Below are 26,097 nucleotides of genomic sequence, written 5' to 3' on the forward strand. Positions count from 1 at the left end.
CCGCTTCGGCTTTCCATCATGATGCGGGACGCAGACATGCCAGGACAACATGCTCTTCTCGAAGCCCGGGCCATCGGCAAATCCTTTTTCGGCATCCCGGCACTCGATGACGTCGACTTCACCCTCGGGGCCGGCGAAATCCACGCCCTGCTCGGCGAAAACGGCGCCGGAAAGTCGACGCTGATCAAGATCCTGACCGGCGTCTATCGCCGTGACCGGGGAACCGTCTCGCTCGAAGGCCAGGAGATCCACCCGGAAAATGTCGGCGACGCCCAGGCCCTCGGCATCGGCACGGTCTACCAGGAGGTCAATCTTCTGGAAAACCTGACGGTCGCCGAAAACCTGTTTCTCGGCCGCCAGCCGCGCCGTTTCGGCATGATCGATCGCCGCGCCATGCGCGAAGGGGCAAGAGCCCTGCTTGCCCGCTACGGGCTCGACATCGATGTCGATGCGCTGCTCTCGTCCTTTTCCGTCGCCATTCGCCAGATCATCGCGATTGCCCGCGCCGTCGATCTGTCCGGCAAGGTTCTGGTCCTCGACGAGCCGACGGCAAGCCTTGACGCCAACGAGGTGAAGGGCCTTTTCGCCGTGCTTCGCCAGCTGCGCGCCGAAGGCCTCGGCATCGTCATCATCACCCATTTCCTCGACCAGGTTTACGAGATCGCCGATCGCGTCACCGTGCTACGCAACGGCCGCCTCGTCGGCAGCCGCGCGCTGGCCGACCTGCCCCGCCTCGAACTGATCTCGATGATGCTCGGCCGCGAGCTGCAGCATATCACCCGCGACCATCAGGCGGAGGCCGAGACGGTCGACGAGCGCGGACCGCCTACGATCCGCTTCGAAAACTACGGCAAGAAGGGCAGCGTTGCGCCCTTCGATCTCGATATCAGGCCGGGAGAAGTGGTCGGCATTGCCGGGCTTCTCGGCTCTGGCCGCTCGGAAACGGCCTTCCTTCTGTTCGGCATAGATCGCGCCGACAGCGGTACGGCAACGATCGACGGGCGGGAAGTGGCAATCGCCTCGCCGGAGGCGGCAATCGCCAACGGCTTCGGCTTCTGTCCGGAAGAGCGCAAGACGGATGGCATTGTCGGAGACCTCTCCGTCGCCGACAATATCGCCCTGGCGCTGCAGGCAAGGCGCGGCTGGATGCGGCCAATCTCGTCCGCCTACAAGCGCGAACTCGCCGACAGCCTCATCAAGTCGCTCGACATCCGCCCCGCCGACCGCGAACGGCCGATAAAATTCCTGTCCGGCGGCAACCAGCAGAAGGCGATCCTGGCCCGCTGGCTGGTCACCGAACCGCGGCTGCTGATCCTCGACGAGCCGACCCGCGGCATCGATATCGGCGCCCATGCGGAAATCCTCAAGATGATCGAAAAACTCTGCGCAGAGGGCATGTCGCTCGTCGTCATCTCGTCCGAACTGGAGGAACTGACCGCCGTCGCCCACCGCGTCATCGTACTGTCCGATCGTCGCCACGTCGCCGAACTGTCCGGCAGCCGCCTCACCACCGACGCGATCATCGAAGCGATCGCCGGAACGGATAAGACGGAGGCCGCATGATGAACCTGATCACCCGCCGCCTTCGCCGGCTTGCCCCGCAGCTCATCGCTCTTGCCATCATTCTTGGCGCCATCAGTCTCGTTGCTCCCGGCTTCCTCACCATTTCGGTGCAGAACGGCCGGCTTTACGGCAGCCTGATCGACATTCTCGTGCGCGCGGCCCCGGTCGCCCTGCTGACCGTCGGCATGACGCTGGTCATCGCCACGCGCGGCATCGATCTTTCCATCGGCGCCGTCATCGCCATCTGCGGTGCAGTTGCCGCAACGCTGATATCCCATGATTACCCGCTGCCTATCGTCATCTTCGTCTCGCTCGGCGTCGGCATCCTCTGCGGCCTATGGAACGGCGTGCTGGTGGCGCTCCTCGACATCCAGCCGATCATCGCCACGCTGATCCTGATGGTCGCCGGCCGCGGCATCGCCCAGCTGATCACCGAGGGCGTCATCCTCACCTTCAACGACGACACATTCGCAGCCCTCGGCTCCGGCGCTTTGGCCGGCGTGCCCTTGCCCATCTATCTCTGGGTCGGAACCGCGCTTGTGATCGGCCTCCTGATGCGCCGCACGGCGCTCGGCTTCCTCATCGAGGCGACCGGCATCAACCGCCGCGCCGCAAGCCTAGCCGGCGTGCGCGCCCGCTTCCTGCTGTTTTCGGCCTATGCCATATCCGGCCTCTGCGCCGCGATCGCCGGCATGATCGTCACCGCCGACATCCGTGGCGCCGATGCCAACAATGCCGGTCTGTGGCTGGAGCTCGATGCCATTCTCGCCGTCGTCGTCGGCGGAACCTCGCTGAATGGCGGGCGCTTCTCGATCACCGCTTCGCTGATCGGCGCATTGATCATCCAGTCGATCAATACCGGCATTCTGGTCGCCGGCTTCCCGCCGGAATTCAACCTGATCATCAAGGCCGGCATCATCATCGTCGTGCTGACGCTGCAGTCGCCGGCAGTCATGACCCTGCTCGGCTTCCTGAAATCGTCCCGCCGGGCGCAAAAGCTCAATCACGGAACGAAGGAGGCGACACGATGATCCACGCCCGCAACCTGCCCTTCGTCACCACGCTTGCGATCTTCATCATCGCCTACGGGCTCTGCGTCGCGCAGTATCCCAACATGCTGTCGACGCGGGTGATCGGCAACCTTCTGACCGACAACGCCTTTCTCGGCATCGCCGCGGTCGGCATGACCTTCGTCATAATCTCCGGCGGCATCGATCTCTCGGTCGGCTCGGTGATCGCCTTCACCAGTGTCTTCGTCGCCGTCATGGTCGGCTCCTTCGGCCTGCACCCGATCACCGCCTTCATCGCCGCACTCGTCATCTCGACCCTGTTCGGCTGCCTTATGGGCGCGATGATCCGCTATCTCGGCATCCCGCCTTTCGTCGTTACCCTGGCCGGCATGTTCCTGGCCCGCGGCGCCGCCTATCTCGTCTCGACCGAATCCGTGCCGATCACCCACGAATTCATCGATGACATGATGGGCTTCTATATCCGCTTTCCCGGCGGTGGCCGTCTGACCCTTCTCGCCATGATCATGCTTGCGGTCTTTGCCGCCGGCATCTTCATCGCGGCGCGCACCCGCTTCGGCGCCAATGTCTATGCGATCGGTGGCAACCTGCAGTCGGCGGAACTGATGGGCGTGCCGGTGGGCGCCACGACGATCCGCATCTATGCGCTTTCCGGCTTTCTCTCCGGCCTCGCCGGGATCGTCTACACGCTCTATACCTCGTCCGGTTATTCGCTGGCGACCGTTGGTGTGGAACTCGACGCGATAGCGGCCGTCGTCATCGGCGGCACGCTGCTGACCGGCGGCGTCGGCCTCATCGCCGGAACCTTTGTCGGCATCCTGCTGCAGGGTTTGATCCAGACATACATCGTCTTCGACGGCACGCTCTCCTCCTGGTGGACGAAGATCGTCATCGGCATCCTGCTGTTCATATTCATCGTGTTGCAGCGCACAATCATCTGGTATTCAGACCGCCGACTTGCAGTCCGGCAATTGAAGGAGGTTTGATTTTGGGTCTTCTGGAAACGACGATCAGCGGCAGGAAGAGGGGAGGAAACCACGCCCATGTGGTGGCCGAACTCGGACGCGGCATCGTCTCCGGCAAGATACCGGAAGGATCGCTATTGCCCGGAGATGCAGAGCTTTCCGCCCGTTTCGGCGTCTCGCGCACGGTCCTGCGTGAAGCGATGAAGACGCTCTCGGCCAAGCGGCTGATCGAGGCAAAGGCAAAGGTCGGCACACGCGTGCTTCCCCGCGACAGCTGGAACTTCTTTGATTCGGATGTGCTCGGCTGGCGCTTCCAGTCGGGCCTCGATTTCGACTTCATCGAGCATCTGGCCGAAATCCGTCTGGCGCTCGAACCGGCAGCGGCAGCGGCGGCGGCCGCTCGCGCCACCAGCGACGATATCGTCGCCCTTTATGCCATCGCCGCCCGCTTCGACGACCTCAACCACACGCCGGAAACGGTGGCCCAGGTCGATCTCGAGTTCCATCTTGCCATCGCAAGAATGTCCGGCAATCCGTTCATGCGCTCGGCAAGCGCGCTGATCGAGGCGGCACTCGCCATCTCCTTCCAGCTCTCGTCGCCGGCCGCCTCGCCGGAAACGATCGACGAGGTGGCGACCAATCACCTGCGCATCGTCCATGCGATTGCCTCGCGCGATCCGGCCAAGGCCATGTCGGCCATGCGGCATGTCATCGAGGTGGGCAAGAGCCGCATCCGCGGCTCCATACGCAGCGCCGAGCGGGACGCAAGCGACGCCCGCAAGCCGGTCAGCGTCGACGACCGCTGATCTCTCAGCCGGCCGCAACCAGGTCCGACACGACCTTTCGGAAGCGCGACGAAATCTCGTCCCGGCCGACATGTCGCCCGCCCGAGACCAGCTTTTGACCGCGCACCCAGGCGCAATCGACGCCGATGCCCGCACCAAAGATCCATTGATCGATCGCGTGCTTTGCCGACCACGGCACATTGCTGAGGTCGAGCGTGAAGAGATCGGCCGATTGGCCGGCAACGATCCCGGCCGGCGATTTGAGTGCGGCCGCACCGCCATCGAGAGCCTTGGTGAACAGCGACACCCCGGTCGACTGGCCGGGCGCTGCAATGACATTGCGCGAGCGTTCTGAAAGGCGCTGCGAATATTCGAGGATCTGCAACTCTTCCCTGAGCGAGATCGACACATTCGAATCCGTACCGACACCGAACCGGCCGCCATGGCCGAGGAACGACGAGACCGGGAAAATGCCGTCTCCGAGATTGGCTTCGGTGACGGGGCAGAGGCCGGCGATCGCACCCGATTTCGCCATTCTCTCGACTTCGCTCGGCGTCACATGCGTGGCATGGATGAAGCACCAGCGATCATCGACCGGCGCATGGTTGAGCAGCCATTCGACCGGCCGCTGGCCGCTCCAGGCAATGCAGTCCTCGACTTCCTTCACCTGTTCGGCAACATGGATATGGATCGGCCCCGACGTCATCTCGATCAGCGCGGCGAGCTCCTGCGGAGTTGCCGCGCGAAGGCTGTGGGGAGCAAGGCCCAGATTCGCGCCGGGAAGATCGCGGGCGATTTCGCCACCCCGCGCCATCAGCACAGCGAACTGGTCGAGATCATGGATGAAGCGCCTCTGCCCTTCGACCGGCGCCGTGCCGCCAAACCCGGAATGGGCATAGAAGACCGGTAGCATGGTAAGCCCGATCCCCGTCTCGACCGATGCGGCAGCGATCCGCTCCAGATGCTCTGCCGGATTGGCGTACAGCGAACCGTCGCGATCATGGTGCAGGTAATGGAATTCGCCGACACGGGAAAAACCCTGCTCGACCATTTCCATGAAGGCTTGTGCGGCGATCGCTTCCAGCTGCTCCGGATTCATCGACAGGCCGAACTGATACATCACCGTGCGCCAGCTCCAGAAACTGTCTGCGCCCGGTCCGCGGGTTTCGGCGAGACCCGCCATGGCACGCTGGAATGTGTGGCTGTGAAGATTGGGCATGCCCGGCAGGACGAAGCTGTGGCGCTCGTCGCCGGCCTCAGCCTTCACACCGATTTCGATCCGCTCAATGCGCCCGTCAGCGATGGAGATGCGCACGTCCGATTTGATTTCGTCCCCGATTAGGGCGTGTTCGGCGAATATCACAGTCACGGCTATTCCCTTTTTGTCACGATACCGGCTTGCCTCGCCGGCTATTAAGTATATACATAACGACGAACGAAGCCATTCACAAGACGCGAAAGAGGGAGCGCAATGGCTACAGCCTATAAGATCTGGCAGAATGCCAGGATCGCAACACTGGACCCGCATCACGCCGGCCTCGGCGCAATCGAGGATGGCGCAATCGTCGCCGATGGCGCAACGATCGCCTTTGTCGGCAAACGGTCGGATATTCCCGCAGACATGCTCGCTTCGGCCGAGATCGTCGATTGCGGCGGACGCTGGATCACCCCGTCGCTTGTCGATTGCCACACCCATCTCGTCTTCGGCGGCGACCGGGCGATGGAATTCGAAATGCGGCTGGCCGGCGCGACCTATGAAGAAGTGGCGCGTGCCGGCGGCGGCATCGTATCTTCCGTCAAGGCAACCAATGGCTTGACGGTTGAAGGGCTCGTCGAGGCGACCCTGCCGCGGCTCGACACCCTGCTGTCGGAAGGCATCTCGACCGTCGAGATCAAGTCCGGCTACGGGCTCAATATCGAAGGCGAACTCAACATGCTGCGCGCCGCCCGCGCGCTGGAAAAGGTTCGCCCGGTCAGGATCGCGACATCCTATCTGGCAGCCCATGCGACCCCAGTCGAATACAAGGGGCGCAACGGTGACTATATCACCGACATCGTTCTACCCGGCATGGACAAGGCCCATGCCGAAGGGCTGATCGATGCGGTAGACGGGTTCTGTGAGGGCATTGCCTTCTCCGTCGAGGAGATGCGCCGGGTCTTCGATCATGCCAAGGCACTCGGCATTCCCGTCAAGCTACACGCAGAACAGCTCTCCAATCTCGGCGGCGCCAAAATGGCTGCCTCCTACGGCGCCCTCTCTGCCGACCATGTCGAATATCTCGACGCCGAAGGTGCATCCACCATGGCAGAGGCCGGCACGGTCGCCGTTCTGCTCCCGGGCGCCTTCTACGCCATCAACGAGACGCAGAAGCCGCCGGTTCAGGCCTTGCGCGATGCCGGCACCCATATTGCCATCTCCACCGACTGTAATCCCGGCACCTCGCCGCTGACCTCGCTGCTTCTGACCATGAACATGGCAGCAACGCTCTTCCGCTTGACCGTCGACGAATGCATTGCCGGTGCCACCCGCGAGGCAGCGCGTGCTCTCGGCCTTCTCGACAGCATCGGCACGCTGGAAGTCGGCAAATCGGCCGATCTCGCCCTCTGGAACATCGAGCGGCCGGCGGAGCTCGTCTACCGCATCGGCTTCAATCCTCTCCACTCCCGTATCTTCAAGGGGCAACAGGTATCCGCATGACCATCACTCTTCATCCGGGCAGTGTTCCCCTCAAGGATCTCGCCGAAATCTACTGGACCAACGGCTCTGCGAGACTCGATGCATCCTTTGATGCAGCAGTGCTGAAAGGTGCCAACCGCATCGCCGAAATCGCCGCCGGCAATGCGCCGGTCTACGGCATCAATACCGGCTTCGGCAAACTCGCCTCTATCAAGATCGATAGTGCCGACCTCGCCACCCTGCAGCGCAATCTCATCCTGTCGCATTGCTGCGGCCTTGGTGCACCTCTGCCGGAAAATGTCGTTCGCCTGATCATGGCGCTGAAGCTGATCTCGCTCGGCCGCGGCGCATCGGGCGTTCGTCTCGATCTCATCCGCCTGATCGAGGCTATGCTGGAAAAGGGCGTCATCCCGCTCATTCCAGAAAAGGGTTCCGTCGGCGCCTCGGGCGACCTAGCACCGCTTGCCCATATGGCCGCCGCGATGATGGGCGAAGGCGAAGCCTTCTTCGCCGGTGAACGGATGTCATCCGCCGATGCGCTCGCCAAGGCCGGCTTAAAGCCGGTCGTTCTGGCCGCGAAGGAAGGTCTGGCACTGATCAACGGCACCCAGACCTCCACCGCACTGGCGCTGGCAGGCCTGTTCCGCGCCCACCGCGCCGCCCAGACCGCGCTTGTCACCGGCGCCCTGTCGACCGATGCAGCCATGGGGTCCTCCGCCCCCTTCCATCCCGACATCCATACCCTGCGCGGCCACAAGGGCCAGATCGATGCGGGCGCCGCCCTGCGCCAGCTTCTGACCGGCTCCCAGATCCGCGAAAGCCATATCGATGGCGATGAGCGCGTTCAGGACCCCTACTGCATCCGCTGCCAGCCGCAGGTCGATGGCGCCTGCCTCGATCTTCTGCGCCAGGTCGCCCGCACGCTCGAAATCGAAGCAAACGCAGTAACCGACAACCCGCTCGTCCTCTCGGATAACGAGGTCGTCTCCGGCGGCAATTTCCACGCCGAACCGGTGGCCTTCGCCGCCGACCAGACGGCGCTCGCGATCTGCGAGATCGGTGCCATCGCCCAGCGCCGTATCGCACTGCTCGTCGATCCCGCCCTCTCCTATGGCCTGCCTGCCTTTCTGTCGAAGAAGCCCGGCCTGAATTCCGGCCTGATGATCGCCGAAGTCACCTCTGCCGCGCTGATGAGTGAGAACAAGCAGATGTCGCATCCGGCATCGGTCGATTCGACCCCGACCTCGGCCAACCAGGAAGACCATGTGTCTATGGCCTGCCACGGCGCCCGCCGCCTGCTGGCCATGACCGAAAACCTGTTCGGCATTCTCGGCATCGAGGCGCTGGCCGCCGTCCAGGGCGTCGAACTGCGCGGTCCCTTGAAGACCAGCCCGGAGCTCGAAAAGGCCGTCGCCGTACTTCGCTCGGCCATCCCTGCCCTGGAAGACGACCGCTACATGGCGCCGGACCTCGCGGCTGCCGCCGGCCTTGTCGCCTCCGGCGCCCTGGTCAACGCAATTTCATCCGGCATCCTGCCGGTGCTCGATATCTAACCAACCAACAAAGCCGGGAAATCTAGTCATGACAAATCCGCGTCATAACATCCGTGATGTCCGCGCCCCCCGCGGTAACGAACTCAACGCCAAAAGCTGGATGACCGAAGCACCGCTTCGCATGCTGATGAACAACCTCGATCCGGATGTGGCTGAAAACCCGCATGAGCTGGTCGTCTATGGCGGCATCGGCCGCGCTGCCCGCACCTGGGCCGATTTCGACAAGATTGCCGAGACACTGAAGACGCTGACGGAAGAAGAAACCCTGCTCGTCCAGTCCGGCAAGCCGGTCGGCGTGTTCCGCACCCACAAGGATGCCCCGCGCGTCTTGATCGCCAATTCCAACCTCGTGCCGCATTGGGCGACCTGGGACCATTTCAACGAACTGGATAAGAAGGGCCTGGCCATGTATGGCCAGATGACCGCCGGTTCGTGGATCTATATCGGCGCGCAGGGCATCGTTCAGGGCACCTATGAAACCTTCGTGGAAGCCGGCCGCCAGCACTATGACGGCAACCTCAAGGGCAAGTGGATCCTCACCGGCGGCCTCGGCGGCATGGGCGGCGCCCAGCCGCTCGCAGCCGTCATGGCCGGCGCCTGCTGCCTCGCGGTCGAATGCGACGAAACCCGCGCCGACTTCCGCCTGCGCACCCGCTATGTCGATGAAAAGACCCACGATCTCGACGAGGCTCTGGCCAAGATCGATGCCTGGACCAAGGCCGGCGAGGCGAAATCGATCGCATTTATCGGCAACGCCGCCGAGATCTTCCCCGAACTCGTGCGCCGCATGAAGGCCGGTGGCCCGCGCCCCGATATCGTCACCGACCAGACCTCCGCCCACGATCCCCGCAACGGCTACCTGCCGATCGGCTGGACGGTTGCCGAAGCCAAGGCCAAGCGTGAAAGCGATCCGAAGTCTGTCGAAGCCGCTGCCCGCGCCTCGATGAAGATCCATGTCGAAGCCATGGTCGCCTTCTGGGATGCCGGCGTGCCGACCCTCGATTACGGCAACAACATTCGCCAGATGGCCAAGGAAGAAGGCCTCGAAAACGCCTTCGCCTTCCCCGGCTTCGTACCCGCTTATATCCGCCCGCTCTTCTGCCGCGGCGTCGGCCCGTTCCGCTGGGCGGCGCTGTCCGGCGATCCGGAAGACATCTACAAGACCGATGCCAAGGTCAAGGAACTGCTGCCGGACAACAAGCACCTGCATAACTGGTTGGACATGGCCCGTGAACGCATCGCCTTCCAGGGCCTGCCGGCGCGCATTTGCTGGGTCGGCCTCGGCGATCGCCACAAGCTCGGCCTCGCCTTCAACGAAATGGTCCGCACCGGCGAACTCTCCGCCCCGATCGTCATCGGCCGCGACCACCTCGACAGTGGCTCGGTCGCCTCGCCGAACCGCGAAACCGAAGCCATGAAGGACGGCTCGGACGCCGTCTCCGACTGGCCGCTCCTGAACGCCCTGCTCAACACCGCCTCGGGTGCCACCTGGGTGTCGCTGCATCACGGCGGCGGCGTCGGCATGGGCTTCTCGCAGCATTCCGGCATGGTGATCTGCTGCGACGGTTCGGAAGAGGCCGACCGCCGTCTGGAACGCGTGCTGTGGAACGACCCGGCCACCGGCGTCATGCGCCATGCCGATGCCGGCTACGACATCGCCATCGACTGCGCCAAGGAAAAAGGCCTGCGCCTGCCGGGCATTCTCGGCAACTGAGTACGCGAGAACTACCCCGCGATCAAAGTCCCCCTCTGGCCTGCCGGCCATCTCCCCCACAAGGGGGGAGAAACATTGAGGCACCCGTCTGCCTCAAATGAGTCCCTCAGCGGCGCGGCTGGGTTTGCCCTCCCCCTTGTGGGGAGGGTTGGGAGGGGTCTTTCTTGACCAATCCACAACGTCATCTATCCATCACCTTGCGGAGTTCCAAAATGATGAAAATCCTGCGAGCCTTGGACCACAGACGCATGCCGTGGAAGAACGGCCGCGGTGAAACCGTTGAAATCGCTGTCTTCCCGGACGCGGCCACCGTCGACACATTCGACTGGCGCATCAGCATGGCAACCGTCGCCGAGGATGGCCCGTTTTCCGTTTTTCCCGAGATAGATCGCACGCTATCCATCCTCGAAGGCGAGGGCATGGAACTGGCGATCGAAGGCCGCGACACCACTCTGCTCACGCAGGCATCCGCACCCTATCCCTTCCCCGCCGATGCCCCGACGACGGCCCGTCTGGTCGATGGCACGATCACCGATCTCAACGTCATGACCCGCCGCGGCCGGTTTGCCCATGAGGTCGAGACGATAACGGCGCCGGCAAGTATCGAGACCTCGAGAACGCTCACGCTCCTTCTCTGCCATCGCGGCGAAATTCGCGTTGCAGCCGGCAAAGCAGATGCTGCTTTGGCAGCCCTCGATTGCGCCTTGCTTGAGGCTGGCACGGAGGTTAGCCTCTCCGGCAGCGGCTCCGGCTTTGTCATCCGGCTGTTCGAGGGCGCTGACACGGCCGCCCTGCCGCTACCCGACGCCGATAAGGAATGTTGACTTTCGAAGTCATGAATGATCTTAGTCCGCCACACAGGACTGACATTCCGGACAGGCAACATGCTGCACCAGACCCGAGGCCGCATCACCCGTGATAACGGCGCCGCGATCGACGCATTGAAGAAACGCGCCGCCGAATGGGATGTGCCGCTGACCGAGGAAGCCTCGGGCTTCTGCTTCCATGTGTGGAACTCCAGGGCGACGCTCTATCCTGATGCCAACGGCGTGACGATCGAGATATCCTCACCCGAACAGCGCCTGCTACAGACGCTACAGGGCAGCCTGACCGAACTCTTCGAGGAATGCCTTCTCTGCCCGAAATGGGATGAAGTCGCCGAGGGCGCGCTGGCGCCGGGCATGGCACTGATGCAGGTCGCCTCCGTCACCCGTCGCTCACCCGGTTTCACCCGCGTTCGGCTGGAAGGCCATGATGCCGAGCGCTTCGGCACCGGCAGCTATCACTTCCGCCTTCTCATTCCCCGTCGCGGACGCCCGCCCTGCTGGCCGCGTATTGCCGCCAGTGGACGCACTGTCTGGCCGGAAGGCGACGATGCCCTGCACCGCCCCTGCTACACGACTGTCGCCTATGGCGACAACTGGCTGGAATTCGACATCTTCCATCACACCGGCAGCCCGACTTCGGACTGGGTGAAGGAGGATCCCACCGGCCGCACGGTCGGCATTATCGGCCCGGGCGGCGGCGCCTGCCCGGAAGGCGACAAGCTCGTCCTTTTCGGCGACGAAACGGCCATGCCGGCGATCATTCGCATGCTGCAGGATGCACCCGGAGAGGTTCGCGCCTTCATCAAGGCAAGTGCTGACAACCTCTGCGAACTGGCAGGCGACCCCCGCGTCAGCATCGTTGCAAATCTGACGGAGGCACTGGCTGAAACGGAGTTCGACGCCGGCACCTATGTCTGGTTTGCCGGGCACGCGGATGACGCCAAGATTGCCCGAACGCAGCTCCTCGAACGCGGCATGAACAAGCGCGATTTCACCGCCGCCGCCTATTGGAGCTGATGCCACACCCTTGGCGCGCAGCGGGTGCTTTTCACCTAACCCACGGGAGCAGCGAGAGAAAAGGTATTTGATTACCTTTTCTTCCATAGGTTGCCGTCATGCATGGCTATAAATCATCGAATTAACCTTACCTCGTAACCTCGCTAAGCATTCGAGCTTGCTCAAACGCGGAAAATGCGCACTTTTCGTTGCATGAGGGTGCCTGCGATGACGATGCCCATGCAGCCTGGGCAACATCACAGCAATGTCGTGGACCCCCTCTAGTGTGTATTTCGCAGTCGAGTACCGGAGGTGCGGGCATGACAAGTGAATCCGCCAGACTGATGTCTGAGGCCATGACGCTTTCTTCTGCGGCGTTGCTTTCGTCCCTGATCGATACTCTGATCGAGAAGGGCATATTGAGCGCCGAGGAAGAGCAGGAAATCTTTCTTTCCGCGATCGACAAGATCACGGAAGCAGCTGGAGACGATGAGGAAGGCACGCACGAACTGGCGCGTGAACTGATCGAACAGCAGATCGAAGACCGCTCGGCCTGAGCGGTCGCCCTGAAGGCATTGCCGCCGGAATCGTCCAGATCCGCCCGGCGAGGCACATATCCTTTCGGATATCAGAGATAAGCGATGGCCAGGACGAGCAGAAGCGAGCTCGCCATGACCGTCACGGCGAACGCGCCGTTCCACCTGAGCACGATCGTCGTGGCCGAGGTGGATGTCAGGCGTGCCATGGTAATCGTCATGGCGCTGATGGGTGAAAGCGCGATACCCGCCGCCCAGCCGAGCGAAAGTGCCAGCGCCAAAAGTATCGGATGCGCATTGCCGAAAGCGGCCGCTCCGAACAGCTGAGCCAGGAATACGACGACGATCGAATGCGGGATGAACAGCACGGCGCTTGCCGCGATGGCAAGGATACATGATCCTGCAAGCAGCGCCGGCGGCAGCTGGTTGAGCTCACCCATGAAGCTTCCACGCCCTTCAAGCAGCACAACGGCCGTCGCTCCGATCACGCTGGCCGACAGGTAGATGGCACTTTCGGTCCGCATCGCCGCCATGTTGCCGATCATCGCCTTGATCTCGTGTCCCATGCGCCGAACCGGCACATGCTGTTCGTAATGCACCCATCCGATGGCAAAAAGCGGCAGGACGATCAGCGATGCGACGAGCGGGCTGACGTCGAGCACCGCATGAAGCGCCATCGTGCAGGCAAACAGGCCGAAACAGGCGCAGAGCGTGATCATCAACGGCAGGACGGACGGCTGATCGTCGACATCATCGGCGCCGACGACAACCAGCTTGCCCGTGGTTTCCGTGTGGAAGATCGTGGTGATCACCACCAGCGCGATGGTCGTGGCGAATGCAGCGATCACGAAGGCGGTCGGGGCCAGATTGGGGATCGACTGGGTGATGATGGCAAAACCGACACCGAGCGGCGACCATATCGTCATCAGCACCGTGCCACGCATGGCAGCGAGCAGGATGGACCGGCGCTCGCCCTGGCGGTCGGTGCCTTCGGTGGCACGTGCCACCATCTGGCCGATCAGCGAGATGATGCCGATATTGAACAGCAGGCTCAACAGATGGCTACCCACCTTGACCGCCTGATAGCGGCGGCGGCCGGGCATGCTCATCAGATACTCCGCCGCATTACGGATAATCTCGGACCGGCCGACGGCATAACGCAGCATGCCGAGCATCGACAGGAAGGATGAAAAGCCGACGCCCTGGTAAAGCGCCTTTTCCACCATCACGGCCTTTTCTGCAGGCAGCAGCAGTTCCGACGCAAGCAGCAGGATGAACGCCGCGGAAACGAAGGTCTTGGCAATGACCGCCAGCCTCGTCCAGCCGGACAGCACTGCGACGATCGCCATCACGGATGCCACCTGGAACATCAATGGCGGCGCACCGGTGACCTGAGCGACCGTGTAGACCATAGCGCCTGCAAAGGTCAGCCCGTCGGCAAGTGTCATCACCTGTGTCTTTTGCGGCGCGGCAACGGCCGGGACGTTACTCATGGGCAGACTGATCCGAGCCGGCTACTTGTCCGGCGCGACCTTTCGATTAATTCGTTCCCCTAATATTGCTGCAATGCAGCATAATCCCGCTCTTGTCCACCACCGGCGGCATCAGGTCTGCTATCCGAAAACGCATGTCTCGCAATGCTTAAGAAGCCGATGCCGAGGCAAAACTCAGTTTGCCGGCTAATAACCGACGGCACGATCGACAAGCCCCTCGGGTCGCTCGCCTCGCTCGAAGGCCTCGATCGAACGCAGCACATGGCCGGTACCGGCAACGGGATCGACCCAGCTTGCGATATGCGGGGTGACGGTGATGTTCGGCTCGGTCCAGAACGGGTGGTCGGCCGCCAGCGGCTCCTTGCGGAAGACATCCAGCATGGCCCCGGACAGATGGCCACTGCGCAGCTGCTCGAGCAGATCCTCCTCGACAAGCTGCTCGCCGCGCCCGGCATTGATCACATAGGCGCCCTTGGGCAGGGCCGAGAAGGTGTCGCGGTTGAGGATCGAGATCGTTTCCTGCGTATGCGGCAGAAGGCTGATGAGAATGTCGGTTCCGGAAAGAAAGGGCAGCAATCCGCTTTCGCCGCCGAATACCTCGATGCCGGCAACCGGCCGGCCGCTTCTGTTCCAGCCCCGTATCCTGTAGCCCATGGCAGAAAGCACCTTGGCAGACGCCTGCCCGAGGCCGCCCATGCCCATGATGCCGATCCGCGGGCTGACGAGATCCAGTTTCTGCCAGACCTTGTCAACTTGGTTGGCGCGCATACCCTCCATCCGGCGGTGATGATTGACCACCGCCATGACGACATATTGCACCATGCCCTCGGTGATCGACGTGTCGACCATCCGCACGATCGGCAGATGCAGCGGTATGGTATCGTCACTTAAGAGGTGATCGACCCCCGCCCCCAGAGAAAATACCGCCTTGAGATTGGGATAGCGGGCGATCTCATGCGCACCGGGCGCCCAGCAGAGAACATAGTCCACCTCTTCGAGCGGGCCGGTCTCGGGCCAGGCATGCACGGTAAGATCGGCAGCCTGGGCGGCGAAAGCCTGTTGCCAGGGAGCCGTCGGGGCGGTTTTTCTGATGATGACGAGGCTCACGCGGCACTCCGTAAGAAATCATTGCACGACTTCGCCGGAAACCGCCTTCCAGGATCGTGAGATCCCGCAAGGCGCTTGCCGGCGAAACGAATGTCAGGCGAAGATGATTATTGCTCGATCAGCTTGTTCCAGCGGCTGTTCCACTCGGCCCGCTTGGTGTTGATCGCATCCCAATCGAGGACGACGGCGGTCTTCATATAGGTCTGGAAGGCGGCAAGCTTGGCCTGGCCCTCCGGCGTCGAGGAAACGGCCTTCGGGTTGGACGGATAGACGTCGCCGGCATCGAGCGCCTTCGACTGCGCGTCGGCCGACATCAGGTAGGCGGCGAGCTTCTGCGTCAGTTCCGGCTCGTTGTTCTTGGCAATCGTGCAGGCGGTATACATCAGCACGACCGAACCTTCCTTCGGCTGCGCATATTCGACCGGAATATTCTGCGCCTTCAGCGTGTTGACGGCCGTCGGCGTCAGCGGGAAGATCGCGGCTTCGCCCGACTGCGTCATTTCGGAGATCTTGGCCGAGCTCGGAATATATTCGATGACGTTCTTGCCGATCATGTCGCTGAACTTGGAAAAGCCGGGTTCGACATTGGTTTCGTCACCACCCTGGATGCGGTTGAACATCAGGAAGGCATGCAGGCCAAAGGAGGATGCGGAAGCCGACTGGAAGACGACCTTGTTGGCGAATTTCGGATCGGCGAAATCCATCCACGATGTCGGCGGTGCCCAGCCGTTATCGGCAAACACCTTGGTGTTGTAGGCAATCCCGGTCATGCCCATGTTGATGCCGACAGCCATGTCGTCCTTCATCCGCGCGGCCTTGTCGACTTCACGCAGTTCCGGGCTGTCCTGCAGCTTCTCGCAAAGGCCGAGCCCGATGGCGCGCACCATGATGCCGTCGTCGAGGAACATCAGGTTCATCTGCGGCGCGTCCTTCGAAGCGGTCGCCTTGGCCAGGATGTCGGCCGAGGTACCCGGCACCACGACGATCTTCACGTCATTGGCCTTTTCGAAGGCAGGAAAGACCGCATCGGTGAAAGTGCGCTCGAGATTGCCGCCGTTCATCCCGACATAGAGGGTCTTCGTCTCGGCATGGGCGGAGCCCGCAACGGTCAGGCATGCGATGCTGGCGGCAAGTGCCGCATAGATGGATTTCATCATTCACGTTCCCCTTGGTTCGAGGCTCTCTTGCAAAGCGCCGGCGCCCGAGCCCTGGGCGGCGCCGACGGAAAAACGGGTGATCGCAAAGGAGTCGATCGGTGTCGTGGCCTTGCCATCGGTAACAAGCTCGGCGATCACTTCGCCGACGCCCGGCGCGATCTGGAAGCCGGCGCCGGAAAAGCCGAAGGCATGGATCAGCCCGGCCGTGGTACTGCTTGCGCCGATCACCGGGTTCTTGTCCGGCATCGCACCTTCGGTCCCGGACCAGAAACGGATCGCATGGGCATGCTTGAGCGAAGGAAAGAGCTGCGCCGCGCGCTGCATGACGACGGATACGCCCTCGGCCGTCGGCCGCGAGAAATCCTCGTTGTCGGCGCGCGCCAGACCGCGTTGGCCACCGATGATGCAATTGCCGCGCTCGACCTGCCGGGCATAGACATTACCGCCCTCGACGCCGGTATTGACCGTCATGAACACCTTCATCGGTTCGGTGACGATCATCGACGGATAGATCCGCCCGAGCGGCACACCCTCGCCGAAGGCATCCGCAAACGGCCCGGCCCAGGCGCCGGCGGCATTGATGAGATGCGCCGCACGGATCTGCGGCATGCCCTGCGCCTCGACGAGAAAGCCGTCCTGCTCCTTCGACACGCCGAGAACCGGGGTCTGCTCGAACACCTGAACGCCCGCCCGCCTTGCGGCCGCAGCAAACCCGGCCGAGACGAGCCGGGGGTTCGCCTGTCCGTCATCCGCCGAAAACGACGCGCCGACGACGATGCTGCGGTCGATCCACGGAAACCGCTCCGCAAGCGCATTGGCGCCGAGCAGCTCGAGCTTCAGATCCGAAGTGGCAGCCACCCTGGCATAGTCCTCGAGCGAGGCCATCTCCGCCTCGCTGCGGGCAAGCTTCAGCTGACCGGTGCGGCGGAACTCTCCGTCTATGCCGATCAGTTGCTGGAGTTTCGGCCATATCGCATGCGCCCGCTGCGCCAACGGCAATTGATGCGTCGGGCGCCCCTGGCGGCGCACCCCACCATAATTGACACCGCTTGCCTGCGCACCGCAGAAGCCGCGCTCGAGAAGTGCAACCGACAGGCCCTTGTTTTTCAGCGCCAGAGCCGCCGAACAACCGACCAGCCCCCCGCCGATAATGGCGACATCGACCTTCATTGCGCAGCCTCCCCGCTCATGCCGGACGCCGGCTCGGAAAGCGAAATCGGCAAAGGCTTGACCGGCGCCTGCCCGCGCAGGCGACCGACGGCGGCTATCGGCCGCCCGGTCGACACGGCGAGAAGCTCGGCTGCCGCAGCACCACAGACACGGCCCTGGCAACGCCCCATGCCGACGCGGCTCACCGCCTTAAGCCGGTTCATCTCGACGATGCCGAAATGATCGGTGGCATTGCGGATCGTCGCCACGTCGATCTCCTCGCAGCGACAGACCATGGTCTCGCCCGGCAGATCGGCGATCCAGTGGGCCGGAAACGGAAAGGACTGTTCGAGAACATTGCGGAAGGCGAAGATCTTCTGAAGTTTCCGCTCGATGAAGCCGGCACGGCCGGCATCGACGCCAAGGCCACGATCCTCGATCAACGACAGCGCGGCGCGCTCGCCGGAAAGCTCGGCGGCATCGGCACCGGCAATGCCGGACCCGTCACCGGCGAGATAGACGCCAGCGACGGTTGATCGCCGGGCGGCATCGACTTCCGGCAGGAAGACACGGTCCCGTTCGTTGAAGGCGAACTGGCAACCGGCAAGATCGGCAAGCTGGGTTTCCGGCTTGAGCCCGAGCCCGAAGCCTGCGCCATCGCATGACAGGTGCCGGCGCTTGCCTCGCGCCTCGAACGAGACGCCCTCGACACGGCCTTTCCCCTCGAAGCAAAGCTTGGTGATCCCATAATGGAAAGCCACGCCCTTCATCATCATGTCGGCCACGAAGCGCGTGCCGCGCATGACGACGGCGGGAAAGGACGACAGTGCCTTGGTCATGGCCATCTGGGCGCTGAAAGGCGCCGCATCGAGCACCGCCACGACCTTCACACCGGCCTTCATATATTGCCAGGCGACCAGATAGAGCAGCGGCCCCGTGCCGGCAAACACGACGCGCGAACCGATAACGCAGCCCTGCGCCTTCAAGGCGATCTGCGACCCGCCGAGCGAGAACACGCCGGGAAGCGTCCAGCCGGGAACCGGCAGGATCCGGTCCATCGCGCCTGTCGCAAGAATCAACCCGTCATGCGGAAGCCGCCGGTGGCTGCCATTCGTCACCACCTCGGCAACCCCATCCGACAGGCCCCAGACGAGACTGCCCGGCAGATAATCGAGCTTGCCCTGCAGCCCTTCGAATTCCCGATGCAGTCGTTCGGCCTTCGGCGCCTCCGATCCATAGCGCGCCCTGGCGTTTCGTCCATCCGGCACGAGCGGCTGGCGATAGATCTGGCCGCCGCATGCCGGCGCCTCGTCGACGACGATCGGGCGAAGCCCTGCCCTGACGAGCGTGGCGGCAGCACGAATGCCGGCCGGGCCAGCACCGACGATCAGCGGCTGGCCGCGGTCTTGTGTACCGCCGCTCATGCCCGCTCTCCCGCGCCTGTGATGACCTTCATTCCCTCGGCGAGCGGGGTCGAACAGGCACGAACCCGTTCGCCGCTTTCCAGCGTCACCCAGCAGTCCTGGCAGGCCGACATCTGGCAGAAGCCGGCGCGCGGCTCCTGGGTGAAGTCGCTCGGCCGCAGCATGTCGTCCACGGTGAGGATGGCGCTGAGCAGCGTGTCGCCACGCCGTCCCTCGCAAGGCTTTCCGTTCAGCACGAAATGCAGCGGAACTTCATTCTGTCGCACGATGCGATGCAGCAATGGCATGGCGGTTCATTTCTGCCCGACGAGGATACGGTCCAGTCCGAATGCCCGGTCGAGCACGAGCATGGCGACACCTGTCAGGGCGATCATCAGCGCGGACACGGCAGCCATCATCGGATCGATGGATTCCGTCGCGTACATGTACATCCTGACCGGCAGCGTAACGGTCTGGGGTGAGGTGACGAAGATCGACATGGTCAATTCGTCGAAACTGTTGATGAAGGCGAGCAGCCACCCGCCGGTAATGCCGGGCAGGATCATCGGCACGGTGATCCGCCGGAACACGGTAAGCGGCCCCGCGCCGAGCGTCAGCGCCGCCTGCTCGGCATTGCGGTCGATGCCGGTCAGCGCTGCCATGACGAGGCGCAGCACATAAGGCGTGATCACCACGACATGGCTCGCCACCAGCCAGCCGAAACTGCCCGTGGCGCCGATCAGCGAGAACAGGCGCAGCAGCGCGACGCCGAGCACCAGATGCGGGATGATCAGCGGCGACAGGAAGAGCCCGTTGAGGAAGCCACGCCCCGGAAAGGTGTAGCGAGAGATCGCAATGCCGGCCGGCAGCGAGATCAGCACGGAAATCGTCGCCGACAGGGTCGCGAGCCACAGGCTGTTGTAGAAGGACGTCATGAAGTCCGGATGGACGAACACGGCCTTGAACCAGCGCAGTGAGAATTCCGTCGTCGGGATGGTGAGCGTGCTGTCGGGCGTGAACGCCACGAGACAGATGATGACGAGCGGCGCCAGCACGAAGCAGACGACGAGGCCGTGAAAGATGAGGGCGATGGGTCCGTTGCGTTCCATGTGCTTGCCCCTCAGCCCAGAACCTTGCGGGCGCGCGCCTCGATCATCCGGTTATAAGCCAGCATGATCAGAAGGTTGGCGACGAGCACGATGAAGGCGATGGCGGCACCGAGCGGCCAGTTCAGCTCGTGCATGTATTCGTCATAGACGACGGTTGCCGCCATCTTCAGCCGGCGTCCGCCGAGCAGGCCGGGAATGGCAAACGAGCTTGCCGAAAGGCCGAACACGATCAGGCTGCCGGAAAGGATGCCGAGCGAGATCTGCGGCAGGATGATCCGCCGCATCGCCGTGAAGCGCGACGCGCCAAGCGACCATGCCGCCGGCTCAAGACCGGGATCAAGCTTCTGGATCGCCGTCCAGACGGGGATGATCATGAAGGGCAGCATGACATGGACGAGCGCGATCACGATCGCCGCCTCGCTGTAGAGGATGCGCAGCGGCCCGAAGCCCAGCATGATGCTTGCCTTGGAAATCAGCCCCGTCGAGCCGAGCAGCATGCTCCATCCGAAAGACCGCACGACGACCGAAACCAGCAGCGGCCCGATGATGACGAGCAGGAAGATCGACCGCCAGGGGTTCCACATCCTCGACAGGATATAGGCCTCCGGCACGCCGATCGCGACACAGATGATCGTGGTGATGAGCGAGATCTGCAGCGTCCGCCAGAAGATCGACAGGAAATATGGGTCCGACATCACCGTCGTGTAGTTCGACAGCGTGTAGGTGGGCAGCACGCCAGTATTGTAGTCATAGGCGTGTACGGAAAGGATCGCCGTCAGCACCAGCGGCAGGATGACCATGCCGACGAAGAAGATCAGGCCGGGTGTCGACAGGAACCACGGCAGGCCGGAACTGCGCGCTGTCATGCGCCGGCCTCCGCAGGCGCCTTGGTGAGAGGCGAGACGCGCGCGCTTTGCGGCAGCCATGACAGGCCGACCGCTTCGCCTTCGGATGCCGGAAGGGCGCCACCATCGCTGTTGGGCCAGGACACGACGATCTGGCCGACCGCGGTATCGACGTTGAACAGCCAGTGGCTGCCGAAGAAGAACCGCGCCTTCACCACGCCATGCAGATGCCCGCCGCCCGGCGGCAGGATGGTGATCCGCTCGGGACGTAGCGACAGGACAGCCGGCTCGCCCTCGGCGGCGGAACAGTCTCTCGCCGGCAGGATGACGCCGGATGCCTCGATGCCGAACTTGCGCGCCCGCCCGGAAATGCTGTTCATCTTGCCGATGAAGGAGGAGATGAATTCCGTCGCCGGCCGGTCGTAGACGGCGTAGGGCGCATCGGCCTGCGTCATCTTTCCATGTTCCATGACGACCACCCGGTCGCTGATCGACAGCGCCTCGCCCTGGTCATGCGTCACCATGATCGTCGTGGTGCCGACCGTCTGCTGGATGCGCCGGAGTTCGAACTGCATCTCCTCGCGCAGCTTGGCGTCGAGATTGGAAAGCGGCTCGTCGAGAAGCAGCACCGGCGGCTCGATCACCAGGGCGCGGGCGATCGCCACGCGCTGGCGCTGGCCACCCGAAAGCTGGCGCGGATAGCGGTCGGAAAACCGGTCGAGCCTGACCAGCGAAAGCACCTCCGCCACGCGCTTGTCGCGTTCGGCCTTGGCTACCTTGCGCATCTCCAGCCCGAAGCTGACATTCTGCGCCACCGTCATATGCGGGAACAGTGCATAGGTCTGGAACACGATGCCAAGCCCGCGGCGGTTCGGCTTTTCACCCGTGATATTGCGGCCATCGAGGGTGATCGTGCCGGCCGTCGGTTCGACAAGCCCGGCAATCATCTGCAGCGTCGTCGTCTTGCCGCAACCGGACGGGCCGAGCAGCGAGACGAACTCGCCCTTGCTGACTTCGAGATTGACCGCATCGACGGCAGTGAAATTGCCATAAATCTTCGACAGCGAATTGAGCGTCAGAAAGCTCATGTCCACTCCAGTAGCGCCGTTTTGCGCTTTTCTAATTTCGTTCCCGAAATTGAAGAGACAGCAAGAAACTGGAAATGGTCAACAAAAAATTCCAAATGGAAAAATTATCGTTGAAATATTTCGCTATATGTAATTCATGACCGATATCGGCGATTTGGATTACGATAAATGGATGACGAAACACCACAGATCTCCAGCGCGAGGCGCGCCCTGATTGTGCTGAAGGCCCTGGCCGGTGCCGATGGCGAGGGCATGCGGCTGATCGATGTGGCGAAAACGGTCGGTTGCAACCAGCCGACGGCGCATCGCGCCATGCAGGATCTGGTTGCCGAAGGCTTCGTCGAACAGGTGGCAGGCGGCAAGCGCTATCGCCTGGCACTCGAATTCTTCGTACTCGCCGCCCGCGCCGGACGCACCGATGGCCTGCGCGAACTGGCGCGGCCGGCGCTTCTGCGCCTTTCGTCCACCTTGACCGACACCATCTTCCTTCTGGTGCGCAACGGCTATGATGCGGTCTGCCTCGATCGTGTCGAGGGTCCCTTCCCGATCCGCTCCTTCACCGGCGATATCGGTGGCAAGGTACCGCTCGGCATCGGCCAGGGCAGTACCGCCATCCTGGCAAACTTGCCGGAGGCCGAACGCGAGGCGGTGATCAAGTTCAACATGCCAAGGCTTCTCGACCGCAGCCATGTCGACGAGGCGAGCTTCCGGCTTCTGCTCGCCAATGCGCGCGAACAGGGCTTCGTCAGCTTCAATGCCGGCCTCATTCCCGGCATGGCGGGCGTGGCCGTCCCGGTTTGCGATGCGAGCGGCACCGCCGTGGCGGCACTCAGCGTCGGCACGCTTGCCGAGCGGGCACAGGGGGAAAGACTACAGGCCATGGTCGACATTCTGGCAGCCGAGGCCCGCGAACTGGGACGCAGGATCAACCCCTTCGATCCCGCTTTGCGCTCGCCGTCGCGCAGCCTCAGCTACGTACAGGCGCAGACCCGCCCGCTCTGACGGACCTATTCCTTGCCCTCGTCCTGCGGCCGCTCTTCCGGGCCAATCCACTTGCGCGGCACACTTTCGCTGCGCGCCGCGCGGTCGCGGTGCAGGGCCGCACGCGACAGCAGCATGAAGGTGACCGGCGTGGTGACGGTGACGAAGATGCCGATCAGGATTTCATGGATCACCAGTCGCGACGAAGCGACGGTGAAATAGATCATCGAGGCCAGCATGATGCCGCCGATCCCCCAGCTCGTGCCGAGCGTCGGCGCATGCAGCCGTTCATAGAAGGTCGGCAGGCGCAGAAAGCCGATCGCCCCGATCAGCGCCAGCCCGGCCCCGAGAAGCAGGAAAAAGGCGACGGCAAGCGCCACCGGCAAGGGAAGATCTGCGGCGGGATACATCATTCGATCACCTCCCCGCGCATCAGGAATTTGGCGAGCGCCACGGTGGAAACAAAACCGAGCAGGCCGATCACCAGCGCCGCCTCGAAATAGGTCTCCCGCCCCGTGCCGATACCGAAGGTGACGAACAGCAGCATCGCATTGATGTAAAGCGTATCGAGCCCGATGATCCGGTCCTGCGCCCGCGGCCCGCGAAACATCCGGATCGCGGCGATCGCCATGGCGACGACCAGCATGAACTGGGCGATCGCCACCGCGCTATAGATGATGACGGCACTCATGCGAATATCTCCATCAACAGCTTCTCGTAGCGGTTCTTGATCGTCTCGATCCATTGGTCTTCCTCGGCAAGGTCCAGGACATGCATGAGGATGGACTTGTCGGTACTGTCATATTCCAGCCAGGCAGAACCCGGCGTGCTGGTCAGGACGACGGCGAGGATGGCAAGCGATGTACGGTCCTCGATTTCGAGCGGGATCGTCAGGAAGCCCGGCTTGCGGCCGCTCGCGCGCCCCCGGAGGATCAGCCAGGCAACCTGGATATTCGACCGGGCAATGTCATACATGACGATGACGAACAGCTTGGGCAGCAGATACCACTTCTTCAGACGCACCTTGTCCGGCCTCAGCGACGCCATCGCCCAGGATGCGAAGATCGCCACCAGGATACCGAGAATCAGGTGCCCGAGCGTGAAACCGTTGAGCAGCATCCATATGATGATCAGCGAGACGGCGAGGACCGGATAGGGAAACATCAGTTCTCCTCTCCGTCCGTTTCGTCAACGCCCGGGATGACCGTGGCATTGCGCACCGCGTCGATATAGACGCCCGGTGTGCTGAGCGTGCGGATCGTCGTGTCCATATATTGCAGGGCGGAATTCGCCTGGATGGTCAGCACCAGCGTCAGCGCCAGAAGGAACATGACGGGAACGATCTCGATCACGAGAACGCGCGGCACCACGCCTTCGAGCGAAGTCCAGAAGGTGCGGATGCCCACGCGCGTCATCGAGATCAGCGCCGCCACACCCGACAGGATGACGAGCGTGATCAGCGCCCAGACGGCCGCAGTGGGCGGCACGCCGATCGAGCCGGTGCCCATCATTGCCGACAGCATGGCAAACTTGGCGATGAAGCCGGACAGCGGCGGCAGGCCCGAGAGAAGAATGCCACACATGGCAAAGCAGGTGCCGAGGATCGCCATTGTACCGGGCATGGTGACGCCATCGCCCTCTTCGGGCTCGTCCTCGTCGCCATCGCCATAGGCTTCCATCGTCACCGCAAGAACGTTGGCACCGGCATCCTGGCCGCGCTCCACAAGCTCGATCAGCATGAAGAAGGCACTGATAGTCAGTGTCGAGCTGACGAGATAGAGAAGCGCGCCGGACGACACCGCGCCGTCATTGATGCCGAGCACCATCAACAGAGTGCCGGACGAGATAAGCACCGAAAAGCCGGCTAATCGTCCAAGCGCCTGCGACGCCAGCACCCCGATCGTGCCGAAGATCAGCGTTGCGATGCCGCCATAGAGCAGCACCGTCGAGCCGAAACCCGCCGAAGGACCGGTCTCGAAAAGCAGCATGGTCAGTCGCAGGATGACATAGATTCCGAGCTTGCTGAGAATAGCAAAGATGCCCGCGACCGGCGCGGAGGCCGCGCTATAGGCGGTGGGCAGCCAGAAGCAGAGCGGCCACATGCCGGCCTTGATCAGGAACGCGATGCCGAGCACGCCGGCACCGGCCTCCATCAGCATCCGCCGGTCCGGCTCGATCTCGGGAATGCGGGCGGCAAGATCCGCCATGTTGAGCGTTCCGGTGGTGCCGTAGATCAGGCTGACCCCGATCAGGAACAAGAGGGCGGCGGCCAGATTGACCGCGATATAATGCATTCCCGCCTTGACCCTGAGCGGGCCGGACCCATGCAGCAGCAGACCATAGGATGCAGCCAGCATCACCTCGAAGAAGACGAACAGGTTGAACAGGTCGCCCGTCAGGAACGCACCGTTGACCCCCATCAGGAGCAGCTGGAACATCGAATGGAAATGCGCCCCCATTCCATGCCAGCGCGCCATCGAATAGACGAGTGCTGCTACCGCCACCAATGCGGTGAGGAGCAGCATCAGCGCCGACAATCCGTCAAGCACCAGAACGATGCCGAAGGGGGCCGCCCAATTGCCGAGTAGATAGACGCCCTCGAAACCGTTCGGCCCACTTTCGATGCGAAACAGCACGAAGGATACGAACAAAAGCAGCAGTGCCGAGGCGAGGCTGACCATCGCCTTGGTCACCCGCCGTCGCTCGTCGATGAACAGCAGGACTGCCGCCGCCGCGAGCGGGATCAGGATCGGCGCGATGATGAGGTGGTGTGACCAGCCGTTCATCGCTTGTCCCCCCGGCCGTCGACATGGTCTGTCCCGGTGAGCCCGCGCGAGGCGAGCAGCACGACGAGGAACAGTGCCGTCGTTGCAAACCCGATGACGATCGCCGTCAGCACCAGCGCCTGCGGCACCGGATCGGCCAGCACCCCGCCCGTTCCATGCTCCGACAGGATCGGCGGCACATTGGTCTTCACCCCGCCGACGCTGAAGATGAACAGGTTGACGGCATAGGAGAGCAGCGACAGGCCGACAATCACCTGATAGGTGCGCGGCCGCAGGATCAACCACACGCCGCAGCTCGTCATCACCCCGATGGCGATCGAAAGAACGATTTCCAT

Annotated in this window: 26 protein-coding genes; 11 read left to right on the top strand and 15 right to left on the bottom strand. The window is 62.9% G+C overall.

What is annotated here, in order from left to right; genetic code table 11:
- The first annotated feature begins 36 nt into the window (after positions 1-36).
- Genes NCHU2750_RS18045 through NCHU2750_RS18060 form a run of 4 tightly spaced genes read left to right on the top strand, consistent with a single transcriptional unit; the run spans position 37 to position 4,362 of the window.
- Entirely contained in the window at positions 37-1,563 is a 1,527-nt protein-coding gene (locus NCHU2750_RS18045; RefSeq protein WP_119943505.1) for a sugar ABC transporter ATP-binding protein, read from the top strand.
- A complete protein-coding gene (locus NCHU2750_RS18050) occupies positions 1,560-2,594 on the top strand; it encodes an ABC transporter permease (protein ID WP_119941828.1) in 1,035 nt (344 codons plus the stop codon). Before NCHU2750_RS18045 ends, NCHU2750_RS18050 begins: the two co-directional genes overlap by 4 nt.
- Positions 2,591-3,577, top strand: coding sequence for a galactofuranose ABC transporter, permease protein YjfF (yjfF, locus tag NCHU2750_RS18055; protein WP_119941830.1), 987 nt, complete (start codon positions 2,591-2,593; stop codon positions 3,575-3,577). The genes NCHU2750_RS18050 and yjfF overlap by 4 nt, the downstream gene beginning before the upstream one ends.
- A gap of 2 nt (positions 3,578-3,579) precedes the next feature.
- Positions 3,580-4,362 (top strand): FadR/GntR family transcriptional regulator, encoded by a 783-nt coding sequence (locus tag NCHU2750_RS18060; protein ID WP_119941832.1) that lies wholly within the window; start codon positions 3,580-3,582, stop codon positions 4,360-4,362.
- A 4-nt stretch (positions 4,363-4,366) separates the two neighbouring features.
- Here the strand turns inward: NCHU2750_RS18060 and NCHU2750_RS18065 are convergent, their stop codons facing one another.
- A complete protein-coding gene (locus NCHU2750_RS18065; protein WP_245480279.1) occupies positions 4,367-5,710 on the bottom strand; it encodes a formimidoylglutamate deiminase in 1,344 nt (447 codons plus the stop codon).
- A gap of 102 nt (positions 5,711-5,812) precedes the next feature.
- On the opposite strand from NCHU2750_RS18065, the gene hutI reads away from it, so the two are divergent.
- The 6 genes from hutI (at position 5,813) to NCHU2750_RS18095 (ending at position 12,665) form a co-directional block, all read left to right on the top strand.
- Positions 5,813-7,039, top strand: a complete 1,227-nt coding sequence (hutI, locus tag NCHU2750_RS18070; RefSeq protein ID WP_119941834.1) for an imidazolonepropionase — start codon at positions 5,813-5,815, stop codon at positions 7,037-7,039.
- A complete protein-coding gene (gene hutH, locus NCHU2750_RS18075) occupies positions 7,036-8,571 on the top strand; it encodes a histidine ammonia-lyase (protein ID WP_119941836.1) in 1,536 nt (511 codons plus the stop codon). The genes hutI and hutH overlap by 4 nt, the downstream gene beginning before the upstream one ends.
- Before the next feature lie 28 nt (positions 8,572-8,599).
- A complete protein-coding gene (gene hutU, locus NCHU2750_RS18080; RefSeq protein ID WP_119941838.1) occupies positions 8,600-10,285 on the top strand; it encodes a urocanate hydratase in 1,686 nt (561 codons plus the stop codon).
- Between the two features lie 215 nt (positions 10,286-10,500).
- A complete protein-coding gene (locus NCHU2750_RS18085) occupies positions 10,501-11,109 on the top strand; it encodes a HutD/Ves family protein (RefSeq protein WP_119943509.1) in 609 nt (202 codons plus the stop codon).
- 60 nt (positions 11,110-11,169) lie between these two features.
- Positions 11,170-12,129 carry a siderophore-interacting protein gene (locus NCHU2750_RS18090; protein WP_119941840.1) on the top strand — a complete coding sequence of 320 codons (960 nt, stop codon included), beginning with the start codon at positions 11,170-11,172 and terminating at the stop codon, positions 12,127-12,129.
- Between the two features lie 299 nt (positions 12,130-12,428).
- Positions 12,429-12,665, top strand: coding sequence for a hypothetical protein (locus tag NCHU2750_RS18095; RefSeq protein ID WP_119941842.1), 237 nt, complete (start codon positions 12,429-12,431; stop codon positions 12,663-12,665).
- A gap of 71 nt (positions 12,666-12,736) precedes the next feature.
- Here NCHU2750_RS18095 and NCHU2750_RS18100 read toward each other — a convergent pair whose 3' ends face one another.
- The 9 genes from NCHU2750_RS18100 to NCHU2750_RS18140 form a co-directional block, all read right to left on the bottom strand.
- Positions 12,737-14,137: a hypothetical protein gene (locus tag NCHU2750_RS18100; RefSeq protein ID WP_119941844.1), complete on the bottom strand. Its 1,401-nt coding sequence runs from the start codon at positions 14,135-14,137 to the stop codon at positions 12,737-12,739.
- 186 nt (positions 14,138-14,323) lie between these two features.
- Positions 14,324-15,244: a 2-hydroxyacid dehydrogenase gene (locus NCHU2750_RS18105; RefSeq protein ID WP_119941846.1), complete on the bottom strand. Its 921-nt coding sequence runs from the start codon at positions 15,242-15,244 to the stop codon at positions 14,324-14,326.
- Positions 15,245-15,351: 107 nt separating this feature from the next.
- Complete coding sequence (locus tag NCHU2750_RS18110; RefSeq protein ID WP_119943511.1) at positions 15,352-16,398, bottom strand: ABC transporter substrate-binding protein; 1,047 nt, start codon at positions 16,396-16,398, stop codon at positions 15,352-15,354.
- Between the two features lie 3 nt (positions 16,399-16,401).
- Complete coding sequence (locus NCHU2750_RS18115) at positions 16,402-17,571, bottom strand: NAD(P)/FAD-dependent oxidoreductase (protein ID WP_119941848.1); 1,170 nt, start codon at positions 17,569-17,571, stop codon at positions 16,402-16,404.
- A complete protein-coding gene (locus NCHU2750_RS18120) occupies positions 17,568-18,974 on the bottom strand; it encodes an FAD/NAD(P)-dependent oxidoreductase (protein ID WP_119941850.1) in 1,407 nt (468 codons plus the stop codon). The genes NCHU2750_RS18115 and NCHU2750_RS18120 overlap by 4 nt, the downstream gene beginning before the upstream one ends.
- Positions 18,971-19,261: a (2Fe-2S)-binding protein gene (locus NCHU2750_RS18125; RefSeq protein ID WP_119941851.1), complete on the bottom strand. Its 291-nt coding sequence runs from the start codon at positions 19,259-19,261 to the stop codon at positions 18,971-18,973. Before NCHU2750_RS18125 ends, NCHU2750_RS18120 begins: the two co-directional genes overlap by 4 nt.
- A gap of 6 nt (positions 19,262-19,267) precedes the next feature.
- Complete coding sequence (locus NCHU2750_RS18130; RefSeq protein ID WP_119941853.1) at positions 19,268-20,062, bottom strand: ABC transporter permease; 795 nt, start codon at positions 20,060-20,062, stop codon at positions 19,268-19,270.
- 11 nt (positions 20,063-20,073) lie between these two features.
- On the bottom strand, positions 20,074-20,928 hold the full coding sequence (locus NCHU2750_RS18135) for an ABC transporter permease (RefSeq protein ID WP_119941855.1): 855 nt from the start codon (positions 20,926-20,928) through the stop codon (positions 20,074-20,076).
- Positions 20,925-21,995 carry an ABC transporter ATP-binding protein gene (locus NCHU2750_RS18140; protein WP_119941857.1) on the bottom strand — a complete coding sequence of 357 codons (1,071 nt, stop codon included), beginning with the start codon at positions 21,993-21,995 and terminating at the stop codon, positions 20,925-20,927. Before NCHU2750_RS18140 ends, NCHU2750_RS18135 begins: the two co-directional genes overlap by 4 nt.
- A gap of 168 nt (positions 21,996-22,163) precedes the next feature.
- Between NCHU2750_RS18140 and NCHU2750_RS18145 the strand changes: the two genes are divergently transcribed.
- A complete protein-coding gene (locus NCHU2750_RS18145; protein ID WP_119941859.1) occupies positions 22,164-22,997 on the top strand; it encodes an IclR family transcriptional regulator in 834 nt (277 codons plus the stop codon).
- 5 nt (positions 22,998-23,002) lie between these two features.
- On the opposite strand, the gene mnhG is transcribed toward NCHU2750_RS18145, so the two are convergent.
- From mnhG to NCHU2750_RS18170, 5 genes are read right to left on the bottom strand one after another with little or no spacing between them, the layout of a single operon-like run.
- Positions 23,003-23,389 (bottom strand): monovalent cation/H(+) antiporter subunit G, encoded by a 387-nt coding sequence (gene mnhG / locus NCHU2750_RS18150; protein WP_205583864.1) that lies wholly within the window; start codon positions 23,387-23,389, stop codon positions 23,003-23,005.
- Positions 23,386-23,667, bottom strand: a complete 282-nt coding sequence (locus NCHU2750_RS18155) for a K+/H+ antiporter subunit F (RefSeq protein WP_119941863.1) — start codon at positions 23,665-23,667, stop codon at positions 23,386-23,388. Before NCHU2750_RS18155 ends, mnhG begins: the two co-directional genes overlap by 4 nt.
- A complete protein-coding gene (locus NCHU2750_RS18160; protein ID WP_119941864.1) occupies positions 23,664-24,140 on the bottom strand; it encodes a Na+/H+ antiporter subunit E in 477 nt (158 codons plus the stop codon). Before NCHU2750_RS18160 ends, NCHU2750_RS18155 begins: the two co-directional genes overlap by 4 nt.
- Complete coding sequence (locus NCHU2750_RS18165; protein WP_119941866.1) at positions 24,140-25,762, bottom strand: monovalent cation/H+ antiporter subunit D; 1,623 nt, start codon at positions 25,760-25,762, stop codon at positions 24,140-24,142. Before NCHU2750_RS18165 ends, NCHU2750_RS18160 begins: the two co-directional genes overlap by 1 nt.
- Positions 25,759-26,097 carry a Na+/H+ antiporter subunit C gene (locus NCHU2750_RS18170; RefSeq protein WP_119941868.1) on the bottom strand — a complete coding sequence of 113 codons (339 nt, stop codon included), beginning with the start codon at positions 26,095-26,097 and terminating at the stop codon, positions 25,759-25,761. The genes NCHU2750_RS18165 and NCHU2750_RS18170 overlap by 4 nt, the downstream gene beginning before the upstream one ends.

Origin of the sequence: Neorhizobium sp. NCHU2750 (assembly GCF_003597675.1) — a bacterium.
Taxonomy (GTDB): Bacteria; Pseudomonadota; Alphaproteobacteria; order Rhizobiales; family Rhizobiaceae; genus Neorhizobium.

Excerpts from the sequence above, each read along its gene's own strand:
- NCHU2750_RS18045 (WP_119943505.1), top strand. The coding sequence starts at position 37 with ATGCCAGGACAACATGCTCTTCTCGAAGCCCGGGCCATCGGCAAATCC.
- NCHU2750_RS18050 (WP_119941828.1), top strand. The coding sequence starts at position 1,560 with ATGATGAACCTGATCACCCGCCGCCTTCGCCGGCTTGCCCCGCAGCTC.
- yjfF (WP_119941830.1), top strand. The coding sequence starts at position 2,591 with ATGATCCACGCCCGCAACCTGCCCTTCGTCACCACGCTTGCGATCTTC.
- hutI (WP_119941834.1), top strand. The coding sequence starts at position 5,813 with ATGGCTACAGCCTATAAGATCTGGCAGAATGCCAGGATCGCAACACTG.
- hutH (WP_119941836.1), top strand. The coding sequence starts at position 7,036 with ATGACCATCACTCTTCATCCGGGCAGTGTTCCCCTCAAGGATCTCGCC.
- hutU (WP_119941838.1), top strand. The coding sequence starts at position 8,600 with ATGACAAATCCGCGTCATAACATCCGTGATGTCCGCGCCCCCCGCGGT.
- NCHU2750_RS18085 (WP_119943509.1), top strand. The coding sequence starts at position 10,501 with ATGAAAATCCTGCGAGCCTTGGACCACAGACGCATGCCGTGGAAGAAC.
- NCHU2750_RS18090 (WP_119941840.1), top strand. The coding sequence starts at position 11,170 with ATGCTGCACCAGACCCGAGGCCGCATCACCCGTGATAACGGCGCCGCG.
- NCHU2750_RS18095 (WP_119941842.1), top strand. The coding sequence starts at position 12,429 with ATGACAAGTGAATCCGCCAGACTGATGTCTGAGGCCATGACGCTTTCT.
- NCHU2750_RS18100 (WP_119941844.1), bottom strand. The coding sequence starts at position 14,137 with ATGAGTAACGTCCCGGCCGTTGCCGCGCCGCAAAAGACACAGGTGATG.
- NCHU2750_RS18110 (WP_119943511.1), bottom strand. The coding sequence starts at position 16,398 with ATGAAATCCATCTATGCGGCACTTGCCGCCAGCATCGCATGCCTGACC.
- NCHU2750_RS18115 (WP_119941848.1), bottom strand. The coding sequence starts at position 17,571 with ATGAAGGTCGATGTCGCCATTATCGGCGGGGGGCTGGTCGGTTGTTCG.
- NCHU2750_RS18120 (WP_119941850.1), bottom strand. The coding sequence starts at position 18,974 with ATGAGCGGCGGTACACAAGACCGCGGCCAGCCGCTGATCGTCGGTGCT.
- NCHU2750_RS18125 (WP_119941851.1), bottom strand. The coding sequence starts at position 19,261 with ATGCCATTGCTGCATCGCATCGTGCGACAGAATGAAGTTCCGCTGCAT.
- NCHU2750_RS18130 (WP_119941853.1), bottom strand. The coding sequence starts at position 20,062 with ATGGAACGCAACGGACCCATCGCCCTCATCTTTCACGGCCTCGTCGTC.
- NCHU2750_RS18135 (WP_119941855.1), bottom strand. The coding sequence starts at position 20,928 with ATGACAGCGCGCAGTTCCGGCCTGCCGTGGTTCCTGTCGACACCCGGC.
- NCHU2750_RS18140 (WP_119941857.1), bottom strand. The coding sequence starts at position 21,995 with ATGAGCTTTCTGACGCTCAATTCGCTGTCGAAGATTTATGGCAATTTC.
- NCHU2750_RS18145 (WP_119941859.1), top strand. The coding sequence starts at position 22,164 with ATGGATGACGAAACACCACAGATCTCCAGCGCGAGGCGCGCCCTGATT.
- mnhG (WP_205583864.1), bottom strand. The coding sequence starts at position 23,389 with ATGATGTATCCCGCCGCAGATCTTCCCTTGCCGGTGGCGCTTGCCGTC.
- NCHU2750_RS18155 (WP_119941863.1), bottom strand. The coding sequence starts at position 23,667 with ATGAGTGCCGTCATCATCTATAGCGCGGTGGCGATCGCCCAGTTCATG.
- NCHU2750_RS18160 (WP_119941864.1), bottom strand. The coding sequence starts at position 24,140 with ATGTTTCCCTATCCGGTCCTCGCCGTCTCGCTGATCATCATATGGATG.
- NCHU2750_RS18165 (WP_119941866.1), bottom strand. The coding sequence starts at position 25,762 with ATGAACGGCTGGTCACACCACCTCATCATCGCGCCGATCCTGATCCCG.
- NCHU2750_RS18170 (WP_119941868.1), bottom strand. The coding sequence starts at position 26,097 with ATGGAAATCGTTCTTTCGATCGCCATCGGGGTGATGACGAGCTGCGGC.